This window comes from Mesorhizobium sp. WSM4821, assembly GCF_055901555.1.
The window spans coordinates 669,224-693,663 of the sequence record NZ_CM148371.1 but is presented as its reverse complement, the minus strand read 5'-3'; the positions used below and the strand labels follow the sequence as shown (position 1 = coordinate 693,663).

Annotated in this window: 22 protein-coding genes and 1 pseudogene; 15 read left to right on the top strand and 8 right to left on the bottom strand. The window is 63.8% G+C overall.

What is annotated here, in order from left to right:
• Positions 1-58 precede the first annotated feature (58 nt).
• Positions 59-274, top strand: coding sequence for a DUF6356 family protein (locus tag AC0NID_RS03135; RefSeq protein WP_473450735.1), 216 nt, complete (start codon positions 59-61; stop codon positions 272-274).
• Positions 275-333: 59 nt separating this feature from the next.
• On the opposite strand, the gene AC0NID_RS03130 is transcribed toward AC0NID_RS03135, so the two are convergent.
• Positions 334-1,410 (bottom strand): NAD(P)/FAD-dependent oxidoreductase, encoded by a 1,077-nt coding sequence (locus AC0NID_RS03130; protein ID WP_473450733.1) that lies wholly within the window; start codon positions 1,408-1,410, stop codon positions 334-336.
• Between the two features lie 144 nt (positions 1,411-1,554).
• Between AC0NID_RS03130 and AC0NID_RS03125 the strand changes: the two genes are divergently transcribed.
• Positions 1,555-3,147 carry a peptide chain release factor 3 gene (locus tag AC0NID_RS03125; RefSeq protein ID WP_473450731.1) on the top strand — a complete coding sequence of 531 codons (1,593 nt, stop codon included), beginning with the start codon at positions 1,555-1,557 and terminating at the stop codon, positions 3,145-3,147.
• Between the two features lie 286 nt (positions 3,148-3,433).
• On the opposite strand, the gene AC0NID_RS03120 is transcribed toward AC0NID_RS03125, so the two are convergent.
• The gene (locus AC0NID_RS03120) at positions 3,434-3,907 is read right to left on the bottom strand and encodes a VOC family protein (protein ID WP_473450730.1); all 474 of its coding nucleotides are present in this window, start codon (positions 3,905-3,907) and stop codon (positions 3,434-3,436) included.
• Between the two features lie 255 nt (positions 3,908-4,162).
• Here AC0NID_RS03120 and ilvD point away from each other — a divergent pair, with 255 nt between their 5' ends.
• A complete protein-coding gene (ilvD, locus tag AC0NID_RS03115) occupies positions 4,163-6,007 on the top strand; it encodes a dihydroxy-acid dehydratase (protein ID WP_473450728.1) in 1,845 nt (614 codons plus the stop codon).
• A gap of 55 nt (positions 6,008-6,062) precedes the next feature.
• Here the strand turns inward: ilvD and AC0NID_RS03110 are convergent, their stop codons facing one another.
• The gene (locus tag AC0NID_RS03110) at positions 6,063-7,817 is read right to left on the bottom strand and encodes an ABC transporter ATP-binding protein (RefSeq protein WP_473450726.1); all 1,755 of its coding nucleotides are present in this window, start codon (positions 7,815-7,817) and stop codon (positions 6,063-6,065) included.
• A 243-nt stretch (positions 7,818-8,060) separates the two neighbouring features.
• Between AC0NID_RS03110 and AC0NID_RS03105 the strand changes: the two genes are divergently transcribed.
• The 5 genes and pseudogenes from AC0NID_RS03105 (at position 8,061) to AC0NID_RS03085 (ending at position 11,239) form a co-directional block, all read left to right on the top strand.
• Positions 8,061-9,353 (top strand): amidohydrolase family protein, encoded by a 1,293-nt coding sequence (locus AC0NID_RS03105; protein WP_473450724.1) that lies wholly within the window; start codon positions 8,061-8,063, stop codon positions 9,351-9,353.
• 84 nt (positions 9,354-9,437) lie between these two features.
• On the top strand, positions 9,438-9,692 hold the full coding sequence (locus tag AC0NID_RS03100; RefSeq protein ID WP_473450722.1) for a hypothetical protein: 255 nt from the start codon (positions 9,438-9,440) through the stop codon (positions 9,690-9,692).
• A 239-nt stretch (positions 9,693-9,931) separates the two neighbouring features.
• Positions 9,932-10,852 carry a DMT family transporter gene (locus AC0NID_RS03095; RefSeq protein WP_473450720.1) on the top strand — a complete coding sequence of 307 codons (921 nt, stop codon included), beginning with the start codon at positions 9,932-9,934 and terminating at the stop codon, positions 10,850-10,852.
• Positions 10,853-10,889: 37 nt separating this feature from the next.
• A pseudogene (locus tag AC0NID_RS03090) lies at positions 10,890-10,982 on the top strand (DUF805 domain-containing protein); the annotation flags it as partial.
• A gap of 77 nt (positions 10,983-11,059) precedes the next feature.
• Positions 11,060-11,239: a DUF805 domain-containing protein gene (locus AC0NID_RS03085; RefSeq protein WP_473450718.1), complete on the top strand. Its 180-nt coding sequence runs from the start codon at positions 11,060-11,062 to the stop codon at positions 11,237-11,239.
• A 127-nt stretch (positions 11,240-11,366) separates the two neighbouring features.
• Here the strand turns inward: AC0NID_RS03085 and AC0NID_RS03080 are convergent, their stop codons facing one another.
• Entirely contained in the window at positions 11,367-12,269 is a 903-nt protein-coding gene (locus AC0NID_RS03080; RefSeq protein WP_473450717.1) for a phosphotransferase, read from the bottom strand.
• Between the two features lie 115 nt (positions 12,270-12,384).
• Between AC0NID_RS03080 and AC0NID_RS03075 the strand changes: the two genes are divergently transcribed.
• Positions 12,385-13,017: a class I SAM-dependent DNA methyltransferase gene (locus tag AC0NID_RS03075; RefSeq protein WP_473451481.1), complete on the top strand. Its 633-nt coding sequence runs from the start codon at positions 12,385-12,387 to the stop codon at positions 13,015-13,017.
• Positions 13,018-13,019: 2 nt separating this feature from the next.
• Here the strand turns inward: AC0NID_RS03075 and AC0NID_RS03070 are convergent, their stop codons facing one another.
• Both AC0NID_RS03070 and AC0NID_RS03065 read right to left on the bottom strand, forming a co-directional pair.
• A complete protein-coding gene (locus AC0NID_RS03070; protein WP_473450715.1) occupies positions 13,020-15,473 on the bottom strand; it encodes a GcvT family protein in 2,454 nt (817 codons plus the stop codon).
• Positions 15,470-16,354 (bottom strand): phosphotransferase, encoded by an 885-nt coding sequence (locus AC0NID_RS03065; protein WP_473450713.1) that lies wholly within the window; start codon positions 16,352-16,354, stop codon positions 15,470-15,472. The genes AC0NID_RS03070 and AC0NID_RS03065 overlap by 4 nt, the downstream gene beginning before the upstream one ends.
• A gap of 435 nt (positions 16,355-16,789) precedes the next feature.
• On the opposite strand from AC0NID_RS03065, the gene AC0NID_RS03060 reads away from it, so the two are divergent.
• Entirely contained in the window at positions 16,790-17,566 is a 777-nt protein-coding gene (locus AC0NID_RS03060) for a DeoR/GlpR family DNA-binding transcription regulator (RefSeq protein WP_473450711.1), read from the top strand.
• Between the two features lie 123 nt (positions 17,567-17,689).
• Here AC0NID_RS03060 and AC0NID_RS03055 read toward each other — a convergent pair whose 3' ends face one another.
• Both AC0NID_RS03055 and AC0NID_RS03050 read right to left on the bottom strand, forming a co-directional pair.
• The gene (locus AC0NID_RS03055) at positions 17,690-18,607 is read right to left on the bottom strand and encodes an NAD(P)/FAD-dependent oxidoreductase (protein ID WP_473450709.1); all 918 of its coding nucleotides are present in this window, start codon (positions 18,605-18,607) and stop codon (positions 17,690-17,692) included.
• The gene (locus AC0NID_RS03050; RefSeq protein ID WP_473450707.1) at positions 18,597-19,046 is read right to left on the bottom strand and encodes an RrF2 family transcriptional regulator; all 450 of its coding nucleotides are present in this window, start codon (positions 19,044-19,046) and stop codon (positions 18,597-18,599) included. Before AC0NID_RS03050 ends, AC0NID_RS03055 begins: the two co-directional genes overlap by 11 nt.
• An 88-nt stretch (positions 19,047-19,134) precedes the next feature.
• Between AC0NID_RS03050 and AC0NID_RS03045 the strand changes: the two genes are divergently transcribed.
• From AC0NID_RS03045 to AC0NID_RS03025, 5 genes are all read left to right on the top strand, one after another.
• A complete protein-coding gene (locus tag AC0NID_RS03045; RefSeq protein WP_473450705.1) occupies positions 19,135-20,061 on the top strand; it encodes a LysR family transcriptional regulator in 927 nt (308 codons plus the stop codon).
• A 134-nt stretch (positions 20,062-20,195) separates the two neighbouring features.
• On the top strand, positions 20,196-21,368 hold the full coding sequence (locus AC0NID_RS03040) for an ABC transporter substrate-binding protein (RefSeq protein WP_473450704.1): 1,173 nt from the start codon (positions 20,196-20,198) through the stop codon (positions 21,366-21,368).
• A gap of 213 nt (positions 21,369-21,581) precedes the next feature.
• Positions 21,582-22,580 carry an ABC transporter ATP-binding protein gene (locus AC0NID_RS03035; protein WP_473450703.1) on the top strand — a complete coding sequence of 333 codons (999 nt, stop codon included), beginning with the start codon at positions 21,582-21,584 and terminating at the stop codon, positions 22,578-22,580.
• An 82-nt stretch (positions 22,581-22,662) separates the two neighbouring features.
• A complete protein-coding gene (locus AC0NID_RS03030; protein ID WP_473450701.1) occupies positions 22,663-23,628 on the top strand; it encodes an ABC transporter permease in 966 nt (321 codons plus the stop codon).
• Positions 23,618-24,433 carry an ABC transporter permease gene (locus AC0NID_RS03025; RefSeq protein WP_473450699.1) on the top strand — a complete coding sequence of 272 codons (816 nt, stop codon included), beginning with the start codon at positions 23,618-23,620 and terminating at the stop codon, positions 24,431-24,433. Before AC0NID_RS03030 ends, AC0NID_RS03025 begins: the two co-directional genes overlap by 11 nt.
• Positions 24,434-24,440 lie beyond the last annotated feature (7 nt).

Sequence of the window (24,440 nt, the reverse complement as noted above, 5' to 3'; positions counted from 1 at the left end):
ACCGGAGATTCGTGTCAATCTACTCGTTATCGGGTCTGCATGCCCGACAGGAGGAGACATGACAGCACGGCTTGCGCGACTTTTCACCTCTCACCCGGCTTCGGTGGGCGAAACCTATTTCGGCCACATGGCTTTCGCCGCCTGGTTCTCGTCGCGACTATTCATGGCGGCATTCGCCGCGCTCATTCACGCTTTCCTGCCGTTCCTGTTCGATTCCACGGCAAGCGGAATCATCCGCGAGCTTTACGAGCGGGCGCACAACAGGGGACGGTGAGCGATGTGCCGGTGGGCGACGCTAACCCAAGGCGATTGCCTTGTTCGCAGGCCTCCCGGCTACTGAGAGAAGCGCCCCAGGCCATAGGGCTCGAGTAGACGATCACGCGCGCCGTCGAGGATTTCCCGGGTGGCGAACAGGCCGACGGCTGGCGCCAGCGTGATGCCGGAATGCATGACCGCGACATAAAGGCCGCTCACGTCTTCAGCGCGTCCGACGATCGGAAAGCCGTCGATTGGCGTCGGCCGGTAACCGACCGTGTGGAAATCCAGTTCCAGCCCGTCGGCACCGCGCAGCAGGCCCTTCATCGCAGCGAGCAACGCGCGGGCGGTGGCTTCGGCATCCATACCCGGATCGGCGCCGCCGAAATCCGAGCCTGCGATGATGCGGCCTTCCGCCGTCTGGCGCATGTGCAGCCGTTCGGCGAGCACCAGGCCGTTGAGCAGCTTTTCATGGGGCCGCGAGTGGACGATCAGGCCGGGCGGCGTCTCGATCGGCAGTTTTACCCCGGCGGTCGCGGCGATTGCCGGAGCGCCGGCGCCCGCCGCGATCACCACCTCGTCGGCGGCAATGCGCCCGCCTGACGTATCCACGCCGGTAACCCTGCCGTTGGCCTCCACCAACGCGGTCACGGCGGTTCCGGCCATCACCCGCGCGCCGTGGCGCTCGGCATCGGCCAGCAGCGCCCGCGTGGCCACGACCGGCTCGGCAACGCCTTCCCCAGGCACATGCAGGGCGAATTCGGGAAGCTCGGCAAGATTGGGCTCGATGCGTGCGGCCCCCGCACGATCGACGCGCTCGATACCATAGCCCCAAGAGGAATGTCTTGAGGCATAGGTTTCTAGTTCTGCCGCCGGCAGGTCCCAGCACAGGCCGCCGCACCAGGCGAGCGGTATGCCGGGCAGGTCCTCTGCCAGCCGCGTCCATTCGGCCATCGAGCGGGTGCGCAGCCGAAAGTAGGGTTCAGGATTGCCCCAGCTGGCATTGATCCAGGCAAAGGAATTCGGCGTGGCGAGCCCGCCGGCGCCGCTGTCGGCGACGACCGTCACCTTTGCCCCGGCCCTCGCCAGATGCCAGGCGATGGAGGCGCCGACGATGCCGGCCCCGATGACGATGACTTGCTTGGCTGCGCTCATGGATGGTCCTTTGTCGAATCGGGTCTTCTGATGTCGTTGCGGCGATCCTATCTCAAGGCCGGGCGAGCGGGCCATCCACCCAAAACTGTTCGACAGGCCACAAAAGCGCTGCTAGAAGCCGCGCACCACATGGGATTCCATAAATTGGCTGAAGACATCACGCACGCGGTGGCGCGCCGCCGCACTTTCGCGATCATCGCGCACCCCGACGCCGGCAAGACGACGCTCACCGAAAAGCTGCTTCTGTTCGGCGGCGCCATCCAGCTTGCCGGCGAGGTCAAGGCCAAGAAGGACCGCATCCAGACCCGCTCGGACTGGATGAAGATTGAGCGCGAGCGCGGCATTTCGGTCGTCACCTCGGTGATGACCTTCGAGTACGAGGACAATGTCTTCAACCTGCTCGACACGCCCGGCCACGAGGATTTTGCCGACGACACCTATCGCACGCTATCGGCGGTCGACGCGGCGGTCATGGTCATCGATGCCGCCAAGGGTATCGAGCCGCGCACGCTGAAGCTGTTCGAGGTCTGCCGGCTGCGCGACATTCCGATCATCACCTTCGTCAACAAGATGGACCGCGAAAGCCGCGACCCGTTCGAGATCCTCGACGAGATCGAGCAGAAGCTGGCGCTGGATACGGCACCCGTCACCTGGCCGATCGGCCGGGGAAAAACCTTTTCCGGCACCTATCACCTGGCGCTGAACGCGGTGCGCAGGGGCGACGCGGAAAAGGAACGCACGCCGGTCAACGGTCCCGACTCCAACCGCGTCGCCGGCCTGTTGCCGGAAAACGAGCGCGAGGATTTCATCGAGGAGCTGGAGCTGGCGCGCGAAGCCTGCCGTCCGCTCGACATCGACGCGTTTCGCGAGGGCCATCTGACGCCGGTCTATTTCGGTTCGGCGCTGCGCAATTTTGGCGTGCGCGACCTGATCGAAGCGCTTGGCGCCTACGGACCGCCGCCGCGCGCGCAGGAAGCCGACACCCGCAAGGTCGAGGCGACCGAGGACAAGATGACCTCCTTCGTCTTCAAGATCCAGGCCAACATGGACCCCAACCACCGCGACCGCATCGCCTTCGTCCGCGTCTGCTCGGGCAAGCTCGAGCGCGGCATGAAGGCCAAGCTGGTGCGCACCGGCAAGCCGATGTCGCTGTCGGCGCCGCAATTCTTCTTTGCCCGTACCCGCGTCACCGCCGACGAGGCTTTTGCCGGCGATGTGGTCGGCATCCCCAATCACGGCACGCTGCGCATCGGCGACACGCTGACCGAGGGCGAGGAGATCCTGTTTCGCGGGGTGCCGAATTTCGCGCCGGAAATCCTGCGCCGCGTCCGCCTCGGCGACGCGATGAAGGCCAAGAAGCTGAAGGAAGCGCTGCACCAGATGGCCGAGGAAGGCGTCGTGCAACTGTTCTCGCCGGAGGACGGCTCACCGGCGATCGTCGGTGTCGTCGGCGCGCTGCAGCTCGACGTCCTGAAAGAGCGCCTGAACGTCGAATACGCGCTGCCCGTCGATTTCGAGATGTCGCGCTTTTCCGTCTGCCGCTGGATCTCGGCCGACGACAAGGCCGAGGTGCATCGCTTCATCGAGGCGCATCGCGGCGATATCGCCCGCGACCTCGACCACGACCCGGTGTTTTTGGCCCAGCACGCCTTTTCGCTCAACTACGAGGCCGAGCGCTGGAAGGCGATCCGCTTCGCCGCGGTCAAGGATTATCAGGTCCGCGACAAGGCGGCTTGATGCGCTGCTTGTGCGACGTGAGTAGTTCCGGAAGTCACTAGGCGATCGCTTCAGGTTGAGTCTCGCCCACCCGTACAGGCGTTTGCGCTGCCCTCATCACCCTGCCGGGTCCTTCTCCCCGTATAGCGACGGGGAGAAGGACGCCGTCATCGATGATTTCGCCAATCACCAACGTTGCAGGAAGGATGCCGAGGTTGCGGTCCGCCGCTTTCTCCCCGTTTTACGGGGAGAAAGCCCGGCAGGGTGATGAGGGGCGGCGCCAGATCGATAATTGGCGTGATCGCACTCACCCCTTGGCTGCCTCTTCGAGCTTGGCGATGTCGATCTTGCTCATCTGCATCATCGCTTGCATCACCCGGCCGGCCTTTTCCTTGTCGGGATCCTGCAGCAGCTTCGGCAATTGCTCGGGAACGACCTGCCAGGAAAGGCCGAATTTGTCCTTCAGCCAGCTGCACTGGCTGGGCTCGCCACCGCCCTCGATTAGCCTGTTCCAGAAATGGTCGACCTCTTCCTGCGTCTTGCAGTTGATGGACAGCGAGACTGCCTCGGTGAACTTGAATTGCGGCCCGCCGTTGAGCGCCTGAAACCGCACGCCGTCGAGCTCGAATTCGGCCACCAACACCTTTCCCTCATGATCGCCGCTGCCCTTGGGCCAGCGCATCACGCTCAGCACCCTCGAATTCTTGAAGATGGAGATGTAGTGGTTCATCGCGTCCTCGGCCTGGTCGTCAAACCACAGGCAGGGGGTGATCTTCTGCATTTGCTTGCTCCTCGGCGTTGCAGTTGGCTATCACAGTGAAACGGCCCGGCTTGGCGTCGGTGTTAATTGCCCTGCCGTTGCTCAAGGACGTTCGAGCACAGCACGACCCGACACCCGGGCGACGATTTTTTTGGAGGTTCTGGCGCATCGCAAAATTGTGGCCAGACCACACCCCGGCGTCTATAACGCCTGCGACCCGAATTCCGCTCCGCGGCTCGGCCAGTCCAGCGCGCGCCAGTCAGCAAGGAAAGACGCATGCCCGCCTATCGTTCCCGCACCACCACCCATGGCCGCAACATGGCCGGCGCCCGCGGCCTGTGGCGCGCCACCGGGATGAAGGATTCGGACTTCGGCAAGCCGATCATAGCCGTGGTCAATTCCTTCACCCAGTTCGTGCCAGGCCATGTCCATCTCAAGGATCTCGGCCAGCTGGTTGCCCGCGAGATCGAAAAGGCCGGCGGCGTGGCCAAGGAGTTCAACACCATCGCCGTCGACGACGGCATCGCCATGGGCCATGACGGCATGCTCTATTCGCTGCCGTCGCGCGAGCTGATCGCCGACTCGGTCGAATACATGGTCAACGCCCACTGCGCCGACGCCATGGTCTGCATCTCCAATTGCGACAAGATCACGCCGGGCATGCTGATGGCGTCGCTGCGCCTCAACATTCCCACCGTCTTCGTCTCCGGCGGGCCGATGGAAGCCGGCAAGGTGGTGCTCGCCGGCAGGACGCAGGCGCTCGATCTGGTCGACGCCATGGTTGCGGCCGCCGACGACAAGATCTCCGACGAGGACGTCAAGACCATCGAGCGCTCGGCCTGTCCGACCTGCGGCTCCTGCTCGGGCATGTTCACCGCCAATTCAATGAACTGCCTGACCGAGGCGCTCGGCCTCTCGCTGCCCGGCAATGGCTCGGCGCTGGCCACCCATGCCGACCGCAAGCGGCTGTTCGTCGAGGCCGGCCATCTGATCGTCGATCTCGCCCAGCGCTACTACGAGCAGGACGACGAAACCGCGCTGCCGCGCAGCATCGCCTCGAAGGGCGCCTTCGAGAACGCCATGACGCTCGACATCGCCATGGGCGGCTCGACCAACACCGTGCTGCACATTCTGGCTGCGGCGCATGAGGGCGAGGTCGACTTCACCATGGAGGACATCGACCGGCTGTCGCGGCGGGTACCTGTCCTGTGCAAGGTGGCGCCGGCGAAATCCGATGTTCACATGGAAGACGTCCACCGCGCCGGCGGCATCATGGCGATCCTCGGCCAGCTCGACAGCGCCGGGCTGATCAACCGCGACCTGCCGACGGTGCATACGGCAAGCCTCGGCGAAGCCCTCGACCATTGGGACATCTCGCGCACGACCAGCCAGAACGTTCGCGATTTCTTTCTGGCGGCGCCGGGCGGCGTGCCGACGCAGGTCGCCTTCAGCCAGGACCGCCGCTGGGACGAACTCGATCTCGACCGCGAGAAAGGTGCCATCCGCTCGGCCGAACACCCCTTCTCGAGGGATGGCGGCCTTGCCGTGCTGAAAGGCAATCTGGCGCTCGACGGCTGCATCGTGAAGACCGCCGGCGTCGACGAATCCATCCTCAAATTCACCGGCCCGGCCCGGGTGTTCGAAAGCCAGGACGCCAGCGTCAAGGCGATCCTGTCGAACGAGATCAAGGCCGGCGATGTCGTTGTCATCCGCTACGAAGGGCCGCGCGGCGGCCCCGGCATGCAGGAAATGCTCTACCCGACCAGCTATCTCAAGTCGAAAGGCTTGGGCAAGGCCTGCGCGCTCATCACCGATGGCCGCTTTTCCGGCGGCACCTCCGGCCTTTCGATCGGCCATGCCTCGCCGGAGGCGGCGGAAGGTGGGCTGATCGGGCTGGTGCAGGAGGGCGATACGATCGAGATCGACATTCCCAACCGCTCCATTCGTCTTGCGGTCAGCGACGCCGAACTCGCAGCCCGCCGCGCGGCGATGGAGGCTAGGGGCGATGCCGCCTGGAAGCCCGAGGAAAAGCGCAAGCGCAAGGTCACGACCGCGTTGCGCGCCTATGCGTCGATGGCGACAAGTGCTGCCAAGGGTGCGGTACGGTACGTGCCGGAGTAGGTTTGCGCCTAGGCCGGATGAGGGGGCACGGCTCCAACGCCCGGCAACATGCCACTCAAGGTATCAACTGGTATTCATAAAGCTTCTGGTAGAGCCCGCCCTGGTTGAGCAGCGTCCGGTGCGACCCGCTTTCCACCACTTTGCCGGCTTCCAGCACCACGATCGTATCGGCCTGGTGCACGGTCGACAGGCGGTGGGCGATGACGATGGTCGTGCGTCCGGCCGTCAGCTGCTGCAGCGCCTCGCGAAACAGCGCCTCGGACTCGGCGTCGAGCGCGCTGGTCGCCTCGTCGAGAAGCAGGATCTCCGCACTGCGCAGCATGGCGCGCGCGATCGAAATGCGCTGGCGCTGGCCGCCGGAAAGCCGGGCGCCGTTCTCGCCGACTTCCGTGTCGTAGCCTTCCGCCATGGCGACGATGAAGTTGTGGGCATTGGCAGCCTTGGCGACGGCGATCACGTCCTCGTCGCTCGCGTCCTGCCGCCCGAGACGGATGTTGTGCATCACCGTGCCGGCGAACAGGAACGTATCCTGGCTGACATAGGCGATCTTCTGCCGCAGCGAAGCGAGCGTGGCGTGCGCAATGTCCTGGCCGTCGAACAGCACCTTGCCGCTGTCGGGATCGTACATGCGCATGACCAGGTTCAGCATGGTCGACTTGCCGCTGCCCGAAGGTCCCACCAGCGCCGTCATCTTGCCGGCCGCGAAGGTCAGGTCGAAATGTTCCAGCACGGGTTGGCCATCCTGATAGGCGAAGCTCACATCGTCGAAGCGGATTTCGCCCGGGCCAGGCAGAAGCGGCTTGGCATCGGGCTTTTCGGCCAGCGTCAGCGGCCGGTCGGCCAGTTGGAACATCATGCGCACCCCGACCATGCCGGTCTCCAGCGAGATGCGGACGCGGGCAAGGCGCTTTGCCGGCTCGTAAGCAAGCAGGAGCGCGGTGATGAAGGCCATGATGCTGCCGGGCGTCTGCCCGCCCTGCACGACGAGAACGCCGCTGACCAGGATGACGCCGGCGATGGCCAGCCCGGCCAGCGTTTCCATGATCGGGCTGGTGCCGGCCTCTAGCGTCGCGATGCTGTTGGCCCGGCTTTCGACATCGGAAACCGCCTTGTGCATGCGCTTGCGCATCGAATCCTCGAGATTGAAAGACTTGACGACGCGCACGCCGATCGTCGTTTCCTGCATCACCTGCACGATCTGTCCGATGGAGCGGAATTCCATTTCGGTGATCTTGCGGATCCGCTTGAGGATGCGGTTGACGAAATAGATCGCCGCCGGCCCGACAATGAAGGAAACCAGCGAGAGCGCCGGTTGCTGGATAAACATGACCAGCAGCAGGCCGATGAGCGAAACCAGATCCCGCACGAAGGACGTGACGACGAGGTCGAGCACCCTACGCGCGGCCTGTGCGTTGTTGGTCATGCGGGTGATCAGGTCGGACGAGGAGGTCGAGTGGTAGAATTCGATGCCTTGCGCCAGGATTCGGTCGTAGATCTTGCGCTGCCGCTCGGCGATGATGCTGTTGCCGACCCGGCTGAGGAAATAGGCCTGGACGAAGCTGGCGACGCCCTTGATTATGAAGATCGCGGCGACCGCGCCCGCGATCAGGTAGATCCGCTTGACGTCCCGCGAGATCATGAATTCGTTGGTGATGTCGCGCATGATCCAGGCGCTGGCTGCCGTCATGCCGGCCACCACCAGCATTGCCAGTATGGCGATGCTGTAGCCGAACATGTGTCTGCGGAATGATTCCCTCAGCAGCCTCACGACGAGGTGCAGGTTCTCCGACGAGCGGAAAAATCGAAACAAACGGCTGATCCCTGAAACCGCGACAACGAAAGGCGGCTTATAGAGCGAGTTGCGGCCGGATGGAACCATTCGCCGCCGAGGAAAGAAGCGGCTGCGGCAATCTGTGCGCCACGTGCGCATGACCCGTAAATCGGAATCGATTTTCGCTGGGGATCATGCGCAAAATCAAAGTGCTGCAGCGTCCTTGCGCGTCCAAGAGGACACGCGGCGCCGGAGTGTGATTCTGAAAAGGGATGACGACAGATGAATTTCGACCTTATCGTTCGCGGCGGCATGCTGCCCGACGGCACGACCGCCGATATCGGCATCGTCGGCGAGACGATCGCGGCCATCGAGCGCGAACTGAACGTAACCGCGGGCACGGCGATCGACGCCCATGGCAATCTGATCTCGCCGCCTTTCGTCGATCCGCATTTCCACATGGATGCGACGCTCTCCCTGGGCATTCCGCGCATCAACGCGTCGGGCACGCTGCTGGAAGGCATTTCACTGTGGGGCGAGCTGAAGCCGCTGCTGACGCACGAAGCGGTGCGCGAGCGCGCGCTCGCCTATTGCGACTGGGCGGTGTCGATGGGCCTGCTCGCCATCCGCACCCACGTCGATGTTTGCGACGACCGGTTGCTGGCGGTCGAAGCCCTGCTCGACGTGAAGAAGACGGTCGCGCCCTATATCGACCTGCAACTGGTCGCTTTCCCGCAGGATGGGTTCTATCGCTCGCCGATGGGGCGCGACAACACCATCCGCGCGCTTGACATGGGCGTCGACATCGTCGGCGGCATTCCGCATTTCGAGCGCACCATGGCCGATGGCACACGCTCGGTGACGGAATTGTGCGAAATCGCGGCAAAGCGCGGCCTCATGGTCGATCTGCATTGCGACGAGACCGACGATCCGCTGTCGCGCCATATCGAGCAGCTCGCCTATGAGACGCAGCGCCTCGGCCTGCAGGGCAGGGTCGCCGGCTCGCATCTCACCTCGATGCACTCGATGGACAATTACTATATCTCGAAGCTGCTGCCGCTGATCGCCGAGGCAGGCGTCTCGGCGGTCCCAAATCCGCTGATCAACATCATGCTGCAGGGCCGCCACGACACCTTTCCCAAACGCCGCGGCCTGACGCGGGTCAAGGAGATGCTTGCCCACGGCATCCGCGTCGGCTGGGGCCAGGATTGCGTGCTCGACCCCTGGTATTCGCTGGGCACCGCCGACATGCTGGACGTCGCCTTCATGGGTCTTCACGTCGCCCAGATGTCGAGTCCGGCCGACATGGCGCGGTGCTTCGACATGGTCACCAATGTCAATGCCGCCATCATGGGCCTTGACCATCTCGGCCTGGCGGTCGGCAAGCGCGCCAGTCTCGTCGTCCTCGACGCCGGCGATCCGGTCGAGGCGTTGCGCCTGCGCCCCGAGCGCCTGTGCGTCATCGCCAGGGGCAAGGTGGTGGCCGAGCGGACCAGGCAGGACACGCGGCTTTCGATCGCGGGACGGCCGGGAACGGTGAACCGCAGGCATCGTCCGCCCCACCAGGCCAGGTAGGTCAAAACCCCGCGCGGCGATCGGATTGATGGGTTCCGATCTTAAGTCTACAACCAGTCTCCACTTTTATGCCAGGAGGACAGCATGTGGTGCAAGACGGCGATGGTGGTCGCGCTGGCCGCAATCTGTACAGGTTGCATGACGGCGGAAGACCGCCGTGCCGCGGACGAGGCGAAATGCCGGTCCTACGGCTTCGTCAGGAAGAATGATGCGTTCGCCGAATGTCTGCAGCGCATCGATCTCGCGCGCCGCGCGGACCTGAGAAGCGCGTCGGCTTTCGATCCTTGGGACAGGCCGGTGATCTATGGCCCGATCATCATCCGGCCGCGGCCGAAGTAGGCCGTTCAATCCGCGATCTAATGCGCGTCGCGTGTAAGCAATTCATGCGACGCGCTTTCTTGTTTTATGCATGTCGTCATCCCAAAATCGCTGCGCACTGTTGGACGGCCTGCACCAGTGTAGGCCCAGCCGATTTCCGGCTCTGGTCTGGCCGCTTTCCCGATTTCCGCTCGTCAAAGCGGCTGCTTGCGTCTACGACCCGGCTCACCGGGCTTCATGCGGGAGGAAGCGAGATCGGCATGGCGGAGCCAACAGCCCAGAATTCGACGATCGGGAACGTGCTTTTGGCCGGCATTCTGCTGATGCTGGCCGGCGATTTCCTGTTTGCGTTGAACGATGCGATGGGCAAGTGGCTGGTCGCCAGCTTTTCGGTCGGCCAGGTCGTTCTGATCCGTTCCATCGGCGCCTTTTTCGTGCTCGGCCCGATGATCGCGCGTCAGGGCACGGCCAAGCTGTTCCACATGGAGCGCCTTGAGCTGCAGGTCCTGCGCGTGGTCATGACGACGCTCGACACGGCGCTGTTCTATGCCGCCGTCGTCTATCTGCCGCTCGCCGACGTCATGAGTTTCTACATGGCGGGGCCGATCTACGTTGCGGCGCTATCGCACCTGTTGCTCGGTGAAAAGGTCGGCTGGCGCCGCTGGATGGCGATCCTGGTCGGCTTCTGCGGCGTTTTGATCATGCTGAAGCCGTCCTCGGCCGCGTTTTCGCTGTCGTCGAGCTTCGCTCTGGCCGGGAGCATTTCATTCGCCTTCGCCATCATCCTCAACCGCCGGCTGCGTGGCACCAGCGACACCTCGCTCGTTACCTGGCAAACCATCGGCACGTTGCTGGTCGGCGGAGTTCTCACCATCGGCAACTGGCAAACGCCGTCCTCGCTCGATTTCGGCGCCATGCTGCTTCTTGGCATCGTCTCCTGCGGTGCGCATCTGATGATCACCAGGGCGCTGAAGCTGGCGCCCGCCTCGACGTTGGCGCCGCTGCATTACAGCCTGCTTTTGTGGGCCGTGATCTTTGGCTTGGCCTTCTTCGGTGACGTGCCCGGTCCACGCATCCTGATCGGCTCGGCCATCATCGTGCTGGCCGGCCTGTTCATCTTCCATCGCCAGAAGGTGGTCGACACGGTACCGCCCGAAAACGTGCCCAAGGGCGTGAACTGAAGCAACGAGGCGTAACCGCGTCGCGTGGTGGCCTGCCATGAACTTTGCGGAAGCTATTTCAAGCTCGTTCCGAAATTATGTGACTTTTTCAGGCAGAGCCAGCCGCTCGGAGTTCTGGTATTCCTACCCCTTCATTTTCATCGTCTCTGTCGTTGCCATGATAGCTGATACTGTTGTGAATAATGATTATCTCATCTCTTTGGAATCTTGCCGTCCTTGTGCCGACACTCCACGACCACTCGCCAGCTGCATGACATCAACAGAAGCGGTTGGCATCAGCTTCTTGCGGGATTATTCCCCATCGGCCCTATCGCGCTGATCGTCTGGTACTGCAAAAAGTCCGACGATACAGTGACGATGAGTGAAATAGAGCGGGTTTTCCAATAGAGGCTGACGTCCAGCGCTTTGCTCTAAGTCATGTCGCCTGCCCTGCAAAAAATCGCGATGCGCTTTTAAGCATTCAAGCCTTTTACTGGATCGCGGGAATTCTGGACCGCTCTCGTAGGGAATTGCTCTAGCCCGCGCGCACGGCCGCCAGATGCCCTGAAAACTCCAGCGTTTCCATCAGCGCCTTGCAGCGCGAAAAACGCCCGTCGGCATAGGCGCGGAAATCGTCGACCGGATTGTTGTTGGCAAGCTGGATCAGTCCCCACAACGTCCACAGGAGATCGCACATCGCCTTGTAGATGACGACACGGCCGCGCTCCACCGGCGTCGGCTCCGCGCCGAAATAGGCGTGCATCAGCTCTCCATCTTGCGCCGCATCGAACTTTCCTTCGACGCTGAGGTCGCCAAGGTCCCAGAGCGGATCGTTCATCCCCGAATATTCCCAGTCGACGATCCAAATCCGCTCGCCCGTATCGAGAAAGTTTTCGCACAGCGGATCGCAATGGCAGGCGACAATCGGCAGGGGATTGGCGGCAAGCGCGGAGCGCACGGTTTCGGCCTCGCGAACGACGTCGTGGTAGCCCACGGGCAGGCTGACATCCTTGGTCGACAGCACCTTCAGATAGTCGCCGATCATCGCAAACAGCTCGAAGCGAAAGGGGAAGACCGCCCCCGATGTGTGCAGTCTGCGTAAAGCCTCGCCGGCGCGCGCCGGGCTGCCCGGCCGGATCTTGAACTTTTCCGGCGACATCGTCTCGGCGCCGGCAATGAAGCGCGTCACCATGACGCCCGTTCTGCCGTCGGCATGCAGCACATCGGGGCTGACGCCGGCCTTGGCGGCTTCCTGCGCCGCCACCGCCTCATTGACGCGGTTGATGTATTCCTCGGTGCCGTTGCCGGGGATGCGCAGGCAGGCATCTCCAGCCCTGAAGACGAAATTGGTGAGGCCGCCGAGGCGTTCAAGCGGGCCGTCATAGCCGGCCAGCACCGGAATGGCCGCAAGCCTGGCGCGCGCCTCATCAACCTCCATCGCTTCGCCCCCTATTCACACATCGTTATTTTCTCGCGGCGACGGTTCCACAATTTTCGCCATTTGGCTATCATTCGGATGGCGTATGAGCCACGAGTCGGCGGACGGGACCGGGATGACGGACAAGAAGAACGAAGACCCGCTCGCCGCGGCCTATGCGGCAAAGCGCCCCGAGGACGTGGCGGCCCTCTATGACAGTTGGTCCGACACTTACGACGCCGACATGTCGGCGGTCGGTTATCGCCATCCGACCATCTGCCTTGCCCTGCTTGCCCGCCATCTGCCGCGGGGCGCGGCACCGCTGCTTGACGCCGGGGCCGGCACCGGCCTCATCGGCGAATGGCTTGCCATCACGGGCTATCCACGGGTCGAGGCGCTCGACATCTCTGCCGGCATGCTGGCCCATGCCACGCGCAAGGGCGTCTATTCGGCGCTGCATTGCCTGGCGCTCGGCGGACCGCTGCCTTTCGCCGACGATGCCTATGCCGGGATCGTATCGGCCGGGGTCTTCACCTCGGGCCATGTCGGCGTCGAGGGGTTGGACGAACTGATCCGCATCTGCCGGCCGGATGGCATCATCGTGCTGACGGTCAAGAACACGCTCTGGGACGCGGGATTTGCCACGCGGATCGCCGAGCTCGAGGCGAGGGGCGTCATAACGCGCGCCGAGGAAACGCCGCCCTATGTCTCGATGCCGGGTGAGGCGGATACCGTGCCCAGCCGCGGCCTGGTTCTGCGCGTGAGTTGAAGCTACGCTTTGACCCTGTCTCCGGCAGGATCGTAGAGCGACTGAAGGTGAATCCGTGCCGGCGTCCGCTCCATCGCCACCACCAGCTCGTAATCGCCGGAGATTAGGAAGTCGTCGCTGACGCCGTCGGCGTTGCGCACATAGCCGTAGCCGATGTTTTTGCCGACCGTGTAGCCATAGCCGCCGCTGGTCAGGTAGCCGACCGGCTCGCTGTTGCGCAGGATCGTCTCGCGCCCGAGCAGAACGATTTCGCGATCGTCGACCGTGAAGCCGGCAAAGCGCTTTTTCAGCGCGGCGCCGTCGAGCCTTTCAAGCGCCCGCCTGCCGACGAAATCCGTGTTCTTTCGGAGCTTCACCGCCCAGCCGAGGCCGGCCTCCTGCGGCGTGTCGTTGGGCGTGATGTCGGAGCCCCAGGCGCGGTAGCCTTTTTCCAGCCGCAGCGATTCCAGCGCCCGGTAGCCGACCGGGCGGATGCCGTGCTTCTCGCCCACCGCCATCAGCGCGTCGAAGATCTCGCCCGTTGCCGCGATCGGCACATGCAGCTCCCAGCCGAGTTCGCCGACATAGGTGACGCGCAGCGCCCGGATTGTGTGGCCGGCGATGGCGATTTCCCGCGCATGTCCGAACGGGAAAGCGGTGTTCGACACATCCGCATCGGTCACCGCGGCCAGCACGTCGCGGGCGCGCGGCCCCATCAGCGACAGCGTGCCGAAATCCTCGGTGACGTCGGTCAGCGTCACGTCGAGCTCCTTGCCGACATGGTCGCCGATCCACGAGAAATCATGCGTGCGGAAACCCGTGCCGGTGACGATGTAGAATTTTTCCTCAGCCAGCCGCGCCACGGTCAGGTCGGCCTCGATGCCGCCACGCGTGTTGAGAAGCTGCGTGTAGGTCAGCCGGCCGACCGGCTTGTTGATGTCGTTGGCGCAGATCCAGTCGAGCGCCTTCAGTGCATCCGAGCCGCGCAGTTCATATTTGGCAAAGGACGACTGGTCGAAGATGCCGACGTTTTCTCGCACGTGCCGGTGTTCGTCGCCGACCGGCGAGAACCAGTTCTGCCGGTCCATCGAATAGACGTCCTTCGGCTCGACACCCTCGGGCGCGAACCAGTTCGGTCGCTCCCAACCGAGCTTCGAACCGAACACGGCGCGGTGCTTTCGCAGCCGTTGATAGAGCGGCGACACGATCCGCGGCCGGCCCGTGGCATACTCCTCATGCGGGAAGCCGATCGTGTAGTGCTTGCCATAGGCTTCCAGCGTGCGGTCGCGAACCCATTGCCGGTCGCGGTGCAGGTCGCAAAAGCGTCTGATATCGACGACCCACAGGTCGAGCGGCGCCTCGCCGTCGACCACCCATTGCGCCAGCACCCAGCCGGCGCCGCCGCCCGACGCGATGCCGAAGGCGTTGAAGCCGGCGCCGACGAACATGTTGGCGCATTCGGGTGCCACGCCGAGAATGAAATTGCCGTCCGGCGTGAAACTCTCCGGCCCGTTGATCATCTGCTTGACGCCGACGGTTTCGAGCGCCGGAACCCGCGCGATCGCCTGGTTCATATGCTGCTCGAAATGATCGTAATCGTCGTCGAACAGCCGGAATTCCCAGTCGTCAGGAACATCGCCCCCGGGAAGGTCGGTTGTCCAGGCTTGCGGGTTCGGCTCATAGCCGCCCATCACCAGCCCGCCGACCTCCTCCTTGAAATAAGTGCGGCGGTCGGGGTCGCGGATCGTCGGCGCATCGGTCGCCAATCCGTCGATCTTCTCGGTGACGATGTACTGGTGCTTGACCGGCTGCAGCGGCACGTTGATGCCGGCCAGCGCCCCCACCTGCCGCGCCCATTGCCCGGCACAGTTCACCACTTTGTCGCAGGCGATGTCGCCCTTGTTGGTCTTCACCGCAGTGATGCGGCCGTCCTTCATCTCGAAGCCGGTGACGCGTACCTCCTCGAACAGCCTGGCGTCATGCATGCGCGCGCCCTTGGCCAGCGACTGCGTGATGTCGGAGGGGCTTGCCTGGCCGTCGGTCGGCAGCCAACTGGCGCCGACGAGGTCACCGGTTTCCAGCAGCGGCCACATTTCTTTCACCTCGGCCGGCGACAGCAACTGCATGTCCATGCCGAAGCTTTTCGCCGTCGTCGCCAGCCTCTTGTACTCGATCCAGCGGTCGGAATTGGTGGCGAGCCTGAGGCACCCGGTCATCTTCCAGCCGGTGGCCAGCCCGGTCTCGGCTTCCAGCCCCATATAGAGATCGACCGAATATTTGAGCACGCGGGTGATGGAAGCCGAGGACCGCAACTGTCCGACCAGCCCCGCCGCATGCCAGGTGGAGCCCGAAGTCAGCTTGCCCTGTTCCAAAAGCACGACATCGGCCTTGTGGTCACGCGCCAGATGATAGGCCGTCGAACAGCCGATGATGCCGCCGCCGATGACGACGATCTCGGCTTGGGCGGGCAATGTCATGATTTCTGTCCGTATTTCGTTCTGTAGTTTTCCAGCGCGGCGTCCAGCCGCGTCAGGTTGTCGTCGGTATAGGCGACGTAGTCGATGCCGGGCGCGTCGAGATAAAGCTCGGAAACCATGCTCCACATCGCCTCGCGCAGCAGCGATGCGCATTGCATGGCTGCGTGCGAACGGCGGATCGCCTGGTCCGGCTCCTTCATGAAATAGGCGGTCAGGAAGGCGAAGGACTCTTCGTCGCTCATGCTGGCGTTCGAGGCGACGCCGGCGAGGTCGAACATCGCCGTGTTGAAGCCGGCATATTCGAAATCGATAAGCCACAGCCTGTGGCCGTCGTCGAGAATATTAGCCGGCAAGAGATCATTGTGGCCGAAGACGATCGGCAGCAGTTTCTGCGCCCGTTCGAGCTCGTCCGCCAGAGCCAACAGGCGTGGCAACTCGCTTCGCTTGCGGCTGCTGCCTTCCTCGAGCGTGCGCGCATAGTCGCGGATGACATGGAACACCCAGAACATGAAGCCGGCGCCGGAGACATGATTGGGCATCTCACGATGGAAGCCGCGCATCAGGGCGGCGACGCGGCCGATATTGGCGCGCACGTCTTCCGCGACATAGGTCTTGGCGCCGAGAAATTCCGTCACCAGGATGCCAGGCTCGGAATAGCGGACCGCCGGCGCGAAGCCGGCGGCGTGCGCCGCTCGTGCCGTCATCACCTCGCGCTCGCGAAAGACGTGGTGGAACGGAAAGTCCTGGCCGAAGCGCACGACATGCCGCCCGGCCGCGTCCTCGACCAGATAGTTGGCGTTGCTCAGGCCGCCCGGCAGCGGCTCGATCTCGACGCTGCCGGTCCAGCAGGGCAGGGCGCGGATGCGGTCTTCAGCAATCACAAATTCATCCCTCGTCTGGCAGATCTCAAGGCGCCGCGGGGGACACAAAGATAGCGGTCGGCAGGAGGGAGCAATATGAAAGTCTCGTCGGTGCGGGACGCCAGGATTGGTATCCCGCACCGCACCGACGAGCCCCTGTGCCGGGTTCTTTGACGCCGGCAGCCGCCCCCGCGGATTCGAAAAAATCCTTTTCCCTTGCGCCAGACGATCTTCCAGACGTTCGGGCAGGTAAGTTCTGGTGCGGCTCTGCCATCATTCTCACGTGGCCGTTCCGAGCCTGTCACCAAGCCAGTGTCCTGCCTTCTGACCTGCCTTGTCAACGAAAATTTGTGGCTTTTTCTGTCGTTTTGCCCGAAATCGCAAGGATTCCTTGTAAGCTGTGGCAGATTTGCCTTAGAAGCGGTCAGCGGCGCAACAATCCGATTGAGCGAACCGATGATTCATTCGAAGCGGCATGGCGAAATCCTGCGTCTCCTGCAGGAGGAGGGCACAGTCACCATCGCCAGCCTGGCCAACCGGCTAGGCGTCTCGCTCGAGACCGTGCGCCGCGACGTCAAGCCGCTGACCAGTGACGGTTCGATCCTGAAGATGCATGGCGCCGTCGGCCTGCCCTCGATGGCCGGCGAGGCGCCATTCGAACGGCGCATGCGCGAGAACGCCGATGCCAAGCGCGCCATCGCCCGCATGGTTGCCGCGACCATCCGCGACGGTGAATCGGTTATGCTCGACACCGGCACTACCACCTCTTTCCTGGCCCGCGAACTGCTCGGGCACCGGCGGCTGACGGTGGTCACCAACTCCTCCGACATCGCCCGCACGCTGGCCACGGTCAACGGCAACAAGGTCTACATGGCCGGCGGCGAGTTGCGCAGCGATTCGGGCGCCGCCTTCGGCGTCTCGGCCATCGAATTCGTCAGCCGGTTTTCCGTCAACCATGCGGTGATCTCCACCGGCGCGGTCGATGCCGTCACCGGCGTCATGGACTATGATCTGGAAGAGGCGGAGTTCGCCCGCATGGTGCTGTCGCGCGGCCAGCGCACACTGGTCATCACCGACCACACCAAATTCGGCCGCCAAGGCCTGGTCCAGGTCTGCGGCTTCGACGGTTTTTCCGAACTTGCCACCGACCAGTCGCCGCCGCGCGACATCGTCGCCGCCCTTGCCGAGTCCGGCGCACGGCTCAGCATTGCCGGCGACGAGAGCGGGATCTAAAGCGCGTCGCGTTCGAACGAACGAATGCGACGCGCTTTAGCTTCTTGGTCTATGGATGTCGTTATCGCAAAACCGCCACGCACCCTCGGTTCAAGACCGAGGGCATGCTTTTGGGCGACAGCATTAACCGAAAACCAGCGATTGGTGGGCGCATATGCCCGCGAAGGCGCCGCCTGATACGGCGAAGGCGATGTTGTGCATCGATCGTGCCGCATCTCCGGCGGCATAGACTCCGGGGACCGTCGTCTGCTGGCGGTCGTCGACGGTGATCACCGGGCCGAGAAGACCTTCCGTCAAGCCGCAGCCGAGCTGTTCGGCAACCGGACTCGCCATGGTGTTGCGCGGTGCGGTGAACAGTGCCTTGACGCCGGCTTTGCGGCCGTCTTCGAGCCTGACGGTCAGTCCGCCCGAACCATCCTTTTCCAGTTCGGCCACGCCGGCCGGCTCAAACCGTACATTCCGCCTTTCCAGCGCAAGCATCTGTTCCGCGTCGGGCTCGAACATGCCGTTTGCGAACAGCGTGACGTCACCCCAGTCGGCGATCAATCGCGCCTGATGCACCGACATCGGTCCGGTTGCGAGCACGCCAAGCGGACCGCCGGCCACCTCGTAGCCATGGCAATAAGGACAATGCAGCACGCTCTTTCCCCAATGCTCGGCAAGCCCGGGGACATCCGGAAGGATATCGCGCACGCCGGTGGCAAGAACCAGCCGCGCCGCCCCGAATGTTTCGCCACGCGCCGTGGTGATCTCGAAGCTGGAACCGGCGGCAACGGCCTTGTCCGCCAATCCGGCGATGAGCTTGGCTGTCGGATAGGCCAGCAGTTGCCGTCTTGCGTCGTCCAGGATTGCGCCGGGCGTGCGCCCGTCCTGTCCGAGGAAACCATGCGAATGCTCGGCAAAACGGTTGCGCGGCTGCCCGGCGTCGATCACCAGGACGTTGCGCCGGGCCCGCGCCGCTTGGACGGCTGCGGACAGGCCGGCAAAGCTGCCGCCCACGACAATCAGATCATACTGCGTAACTGGCAGATCATACTGCATGGCTGGTCACTCCAATCAGTTCGTAACGGCGGCGGAAATCGGCGGCGAGATCGGCAAGCGTGATGCGGCTGAGTTTTTCTGCCAGCAGCCTCTCGGCCTCGACACGAAAATCATCGAGCGCCGCCATCACCGCTTGTTCGACAAGGCAGCCGGGGCTTTCCGGCTCGGTGCCGAACGGCAGCAGCGTTTCGCCAAGCGCGGCGCTGATCTCGGCCAGCGAAATTTTCTCGGGTGCACGGCCAAGCTGCCAGCCGCCGCCATGGCCGCGCGACGAGGTGACGATGCCGGCGTCGCGCAAGCCGGCGATGGTCCGGCGGACCACGACCGGGTTGGTGTGGATGAATGTGGCGAGTTGCTCGGAGGTCAGCGCGTGTTCCTGCGTCTCGGTCATGTGGACGAGAATGTGCAGGGTCGAGGACAGTCTGCTGTTTCGTCTCATGTAACTTAATTAGTTACGAGTCTTGCGATCGTCAAGTGATGTCGATCGCCCACTTCCCAGCGCCGCCTCCGCCGTGTTTAGTCCGGCGATGGCCTTCACCATCCGCCAGCTGCAGTTCTTCATCGCCGTCGCCGAGCAGGGCACGGTGTCGGGCGCCGCGCAGAACCTGTCGATCTCGCAATCGTCGGTCACCGAGGCGATCAAGGAGCTCGAAAGCGATCTCGGCGTCGAACTGTTCGAGCGCCACCCGCGTGGCCTCAACATCACCCACAAGGGTCACCAGTTCCTGCGTCACGCGACCAAGATCCTTGCCGACGTTTCCGACGCGCGCCGCGCCTTCTTCGGCGATCAGGCGGTGGCAGGCGGCCGGCTCCAGCTCGGCGTCACCTCGCTGGTCGCCGGTTATGTGCTGTCGGACCTTCTCGCCCGCTACCGCCGCGCCTATCCCGGCGTCGAAATCTCGGCCATCGAGGACAATGGCGACTACCTCGAGCATCTCCTGATCGGCGGCAAGCTCGATATCGCCGTCATGGTCACCTCGAACCTGCGCGACCGCACCGCGCTGCAGTCGGAAATCCTAGAGGTCTCGGCCTATCGGCTGTGGCTGCCGCTTGGCCATGCGCTGGCCGGCGCCGATATCATCGGCATCGGCGACATCGCCTCGGAGCCGCTGATCATGCTGACCGTCGACGAGATCGAGGAGAACACCGGAAAACTGCTGGCGGCGATCGGCGCCAAGCCGCATGTCGCCTTCCGCACCCGCTCGGTCGAAGCGGTGCGCAGCCTTGTCGCCACCGGCGCCGGCGTGGCGCTGCTGCCCGACCTCGTCTACCGGCCGTGGTCGCTGGAAGGCGACCGCATCGAATCGCGCGATATTTCGGGCTCCTTGCCGGTGGTCCAGGTCGGCATGGTCTGGCGCCGCGGCTCCGGCCTGCCGCAGGCCGCGCGCGACTTCATCGGTCTTGCCCAGTCGCAACGCATGGTCCGTCAGCGGCCGGAGAAGATTGGCCGCTGACCTATCGGAAAAACCGATATCGCCTTTCTGACAAATGAATTTGCGAAACCGGAAGTTTCACAGCACCTTTCGGTCAGGGGACCAAAGCCGCCGCGAGAGTGCGGCCCCTTATGTGCCAAAATGGGAGATCGACGATGAATTCATTCCTGAAGACATGCACTGCCCTGAAGTCTTGCACTGCATTCACAGTCGCGCTTGCCTTCTCCGGCCAGGCCGTCGCCCAGGTCACGGAACTCGGCAAGGGCGAAGGCCAGGTCAACATTGTTGCTTGGCCCGGCTACATCGAGCGCGGCGAGACCGACAAGGGCTACGACTGGGTCACGTCTTTCGAGAAGGACACAGGCTGCAAGGTCAACATCAAGACCGCCAACACCTCCGACGAGATGGTCGCACTGATGAATGAGGGCGGCTTCGACCTCGTCACCGCCTCCGGCGATGCCTCGCTGCGCCTCGTCGCCGGCAAGCGCGTCCAGCCGATCAACACCGATCTCATCCCGAGCTGGAAGACGGTCGACGATCGCCTGAAGGATGCCCCGTGGTTCACGGTCGGCGGCGCCCATTACGGCGTCCCCTACCAGTGGGGGCCGAACGTGCTGATGTACAACACCGAGGTGTTCAAGGAAGCGCCGAAGAGCTGGAACGTCGTCTTCGAGGAGATGACCTTGCCTGACGGCAAGTCGAACAAGGGCCGCGTCCAGGCCTATGACGGGCCGATCCACATTGCCGATGCCGCCAATTATCTGATGGCCCACAAGCCGGAACTCGGCATCAAGGACCCCTATGAGCTGACCGAGGACCAGTACAAGGCCGCCCTCGATCTCTTGCGCGTCCAGCGCACGCTGGTCGGACGCTACTGGCATGACGCCGCCATCCAGGTCGACGATTTCCAGAACGAAGGCGTCGTCGCCTCCGGTTCATGGCCCTACCAGGTCAACACGCTGGTTGCCGCCAAGAAGCCAGTCGCCTCGACCATTCCCGAGGAAGGCGTCACCGGCTGGGCCGACACCACCATGATGGAGGCCGACGCGGCCCACCCGAACTGCGCCTATATGTGGATGGAGCACTCGCTGTCGCCGAAAGTGCAGGGTGATGTCTCCGCCTGGTTCGGTTCGCTGCCGGTGGTGCCCGCCGCCTGCAAGGGCAACGAACTGCTCGGCGAAGAAGGCTGCAAGACCAACGGCTACGACAATTTCGACAAGATCAAGTTCTGGAAGACGCCAGTATCGAAATGCCCCACCCAGAACGACCAATGCGTGCCTTACTATCGCTGGGTGTCGGATTACATCGGCGTCATCGGCGGGCGGTGAGCTCCCTTACCCTCTCACTTGGGGGAGGGTCGACGCGCAGCGTCGGGGTGGGGGTCCGCTCGGCAGTTCCTGCTGAACCACCCCCACCCGCGGCTTCGCCGCGACCTCCCCGCAAGGGGGAGTAGGGCGTCACGCAATTTCGTGGCCCCGCCCGCAGTCCGTGGCGGCGCTGACGATGTCAACAAAATCAAACCGGCCAAAGACTGACAGCCCATGACCTCAGCCGTTTCCTTTCAGAAAGTCTCGCGCCATTTCGGCAGCGTGCGTGCCGTCGACACTGTCGATCTCGACATCGTGCCGGGCGAGTTCTTCGCCATGCTCGGGCCTTCCGGCTCCGGCAAGACGACCTGCCTGCGCCTGATCGCCGGCTTCGAGCAGCCGACGGCGGGCTCGATCTCCATCTTCGGCGAACGCGCCGAGGGCGTCCCGCCCTATCGCCGTAACGTCAATACCGTGTTCCAGGACTACGCGCTGTTTCCGCATCTCAACGTGCTCGACAATGTCGCCTACGGGCTGATGGTCAGGGGCGTCGGCAAGCCGGAGCGGCGGAAGGCGGCGGAGGCGGCGCTGTCACTGGTGCGGCTTCCTGGCTACGGCGCCCGCCGTCCCGGCCAGCTCTCCGGCGGCCAGCGCCAGCGCGTCGCGCTCGCTCGCGCCCTGGTCAACCAGCCAAAAGTGCTTCTGCTCGACGAGCCGCTTGGCGCCCTCGACCTCAAGCTGCGCGAGAACATGCAGGAGGAGCTGAAGTCGCTGCAGAAGGCACTCGGCATCACCTTCATCTTCGTCACCCACGATCAGGGCGAGGCTCTGTCCATGGCCGACCGCGTCGCCGTCTTCAACGACGGCATGATCATGCAGGTCGGCACGCCGGAAGACATCTACCAGCGGCCGAAGACGCGCTTCGTCGCCGATTTCGTCGGCTCGTCCAACGTGCTGCCGCCGGATTTCGTCCAGCGTTATTCTGGCCAGCACCGCTGGGGCAGCCTGCGCCCTGAATCCATTCGTGTTGGCCGTGCTCCGAAAGGCGACGGCGTTGCCGCCCGCCTCGTCTCGACCAGCTATCTCGGCGCCACGACAAGACTGGCGCTCGATGCCGATGGGTTGAGGCTGCACGCCATCGTGCCGGCGGGTTCGAAATTGCCCAGGGAAGGCGAGGCGGTCACCCTCACCTTCAACCGCGAGCATTTGCACCTTATGGACGAGACGGCATGATGGCCTGTTTTGAAGCGGGGTATGCGTCCAAGAAGGATCTCGGCCTTTCCGCCATTGATCCAATCAACACGGTAGGCGCGTCATGACAATCGCCGCGCTCAACTCCAACCCCGCCCCCGCCATCCTGCCGGGAAGCGGCGGCCTGCGTGGCGCCCTGTCCGACCTCTTGTGGCGCAAGCCGAGCCTGCTGCTGCTCCTCATGCTGCTGCCGCCGGTCCTATGGCTCGGCATCGTCTATATCGGCTCGCTGTTCGCGCTGCTCCTACAGAGCTTTTTCTCGATCGACGAGTTCTCCGGCCTCATCAATCGCGAGTTCACGCTGAAGACTTATGGCGACCTGCTGCAGGCCGCCAATCTCGACATCATCCTGCGCACGGTGACGATGGCAGCCCTGGTCACGCTTGCCTCCGCGGTCATCGCCTTCCCAATCGCCTATTACGCGGCGCGCTATGCCCGCGGCCGCTGGAAGGCGCTGTTCTATCTCGGCGTCATGCTGCCGCTGTGGTCGAGCTACCTGGTCAAGATCTACGCCTGGAAGCTCATTCTCGCCAAGGAAGGCATCCTGACCTGGCTGCTCGCCAAGCTGCATCTTCTGTGGCTGCTCGATGCCTGGCTGTCGGTGCCGATCGTCGGCGGCAACTCTCTGTCGGTGTCTTATACCGGCACTTTCATCGTCTTCGTCTATGTCTGGCTGCCCTTCATGATCCTGCCGGTGCAGGCGGCACTCGAGCGCGTGCCGGGCAATCTGGTCGAAGCCTCGTCCGATCTCGGCGCCTCGCCCGGCCAGACCTTCCGCACCGTGCTGTTCCCGCTGGCGCTGCCGGGTATCGTCGCCGGCTCTATCTTCACCTTCTCGCTGACGCTCGGCGACTACATCATCCCGCAGATCATCGGCACCTCGCGGCTGTTCATCGGCCAGGCCGTCTATTCGCAGCAGGGCACCGCAGGCAACATTCCGCTCGCCGCCGCCTTCACCGTCGTGCCCATCGTCATCATGGGTTTCTACCTCTGGGGCGCCAAGCGCATGGGGGCTTTCGATGCGCTCTGATCGCGGCCAGACCGCTCCTCTCGGCTTGAAGATCGCTGCCGCCGGCGGCCTGCTGTTCCTGCATCTGCCGATTTTGCTGATCTTCGTCTATGCCTTAACGACCGAGGAAAAAAGCTTCGTCTGGCCGCCGCCGGGGCTGACCACGCAGTGGTTCGCCGTCACCTGGAACCGCCCGGACGTGTGGGAAGCGCTGTCGCTGTCGGTCCGGGTCGCGGCTATCTCGACCGCCGTCGCCATCGTCCTCGGCACGCTCTGCGCGGCCGCCGTGTCGCGTACGCGGTTCTTTGGCCGTGAAACGATCTCGCTGCTGGTCATCCTGCCCATCGCGCTGCCCGGCATCATCACCGGCATCGCGCTGCGTTCGGCCTTTTCGCTGGCCGAGATACCGTTCTCTTTCTGGACGATCGTGCTCGGCCACGCCACCTTCTGCGTCGTCGTCGTCTACAACAACGCCGTCGCCCGGTTCCGCCGCACCTCCGGCTCGATGATCGAGGCGTCGATGGATCTTGGCGCCGATGGCTTCCAGACGTTTCGCCATGTCGTGCTGCCTAATATCGCCACCGCGCTCCTCGCCGGCGGCATGCTTGCCTTCGCCCTGTCGTTCGACGAGGTCATCGTCACCACCTTCACCGCCGGCCAGCAGCAGACGCTGCCGATCTGGATGCTGGAGGAGCTGATCCGTCCGCGTCAGCGCCCGGTCACCAATGTCGTGGCCATGGTCGTCGTGCTGGTGACGCTGCTGCCTATCCTCGCTGCCTATTACCTGACCCGCGACGGCGACCAGATCGCCGGCTCGGGAAAATGACGTCAAG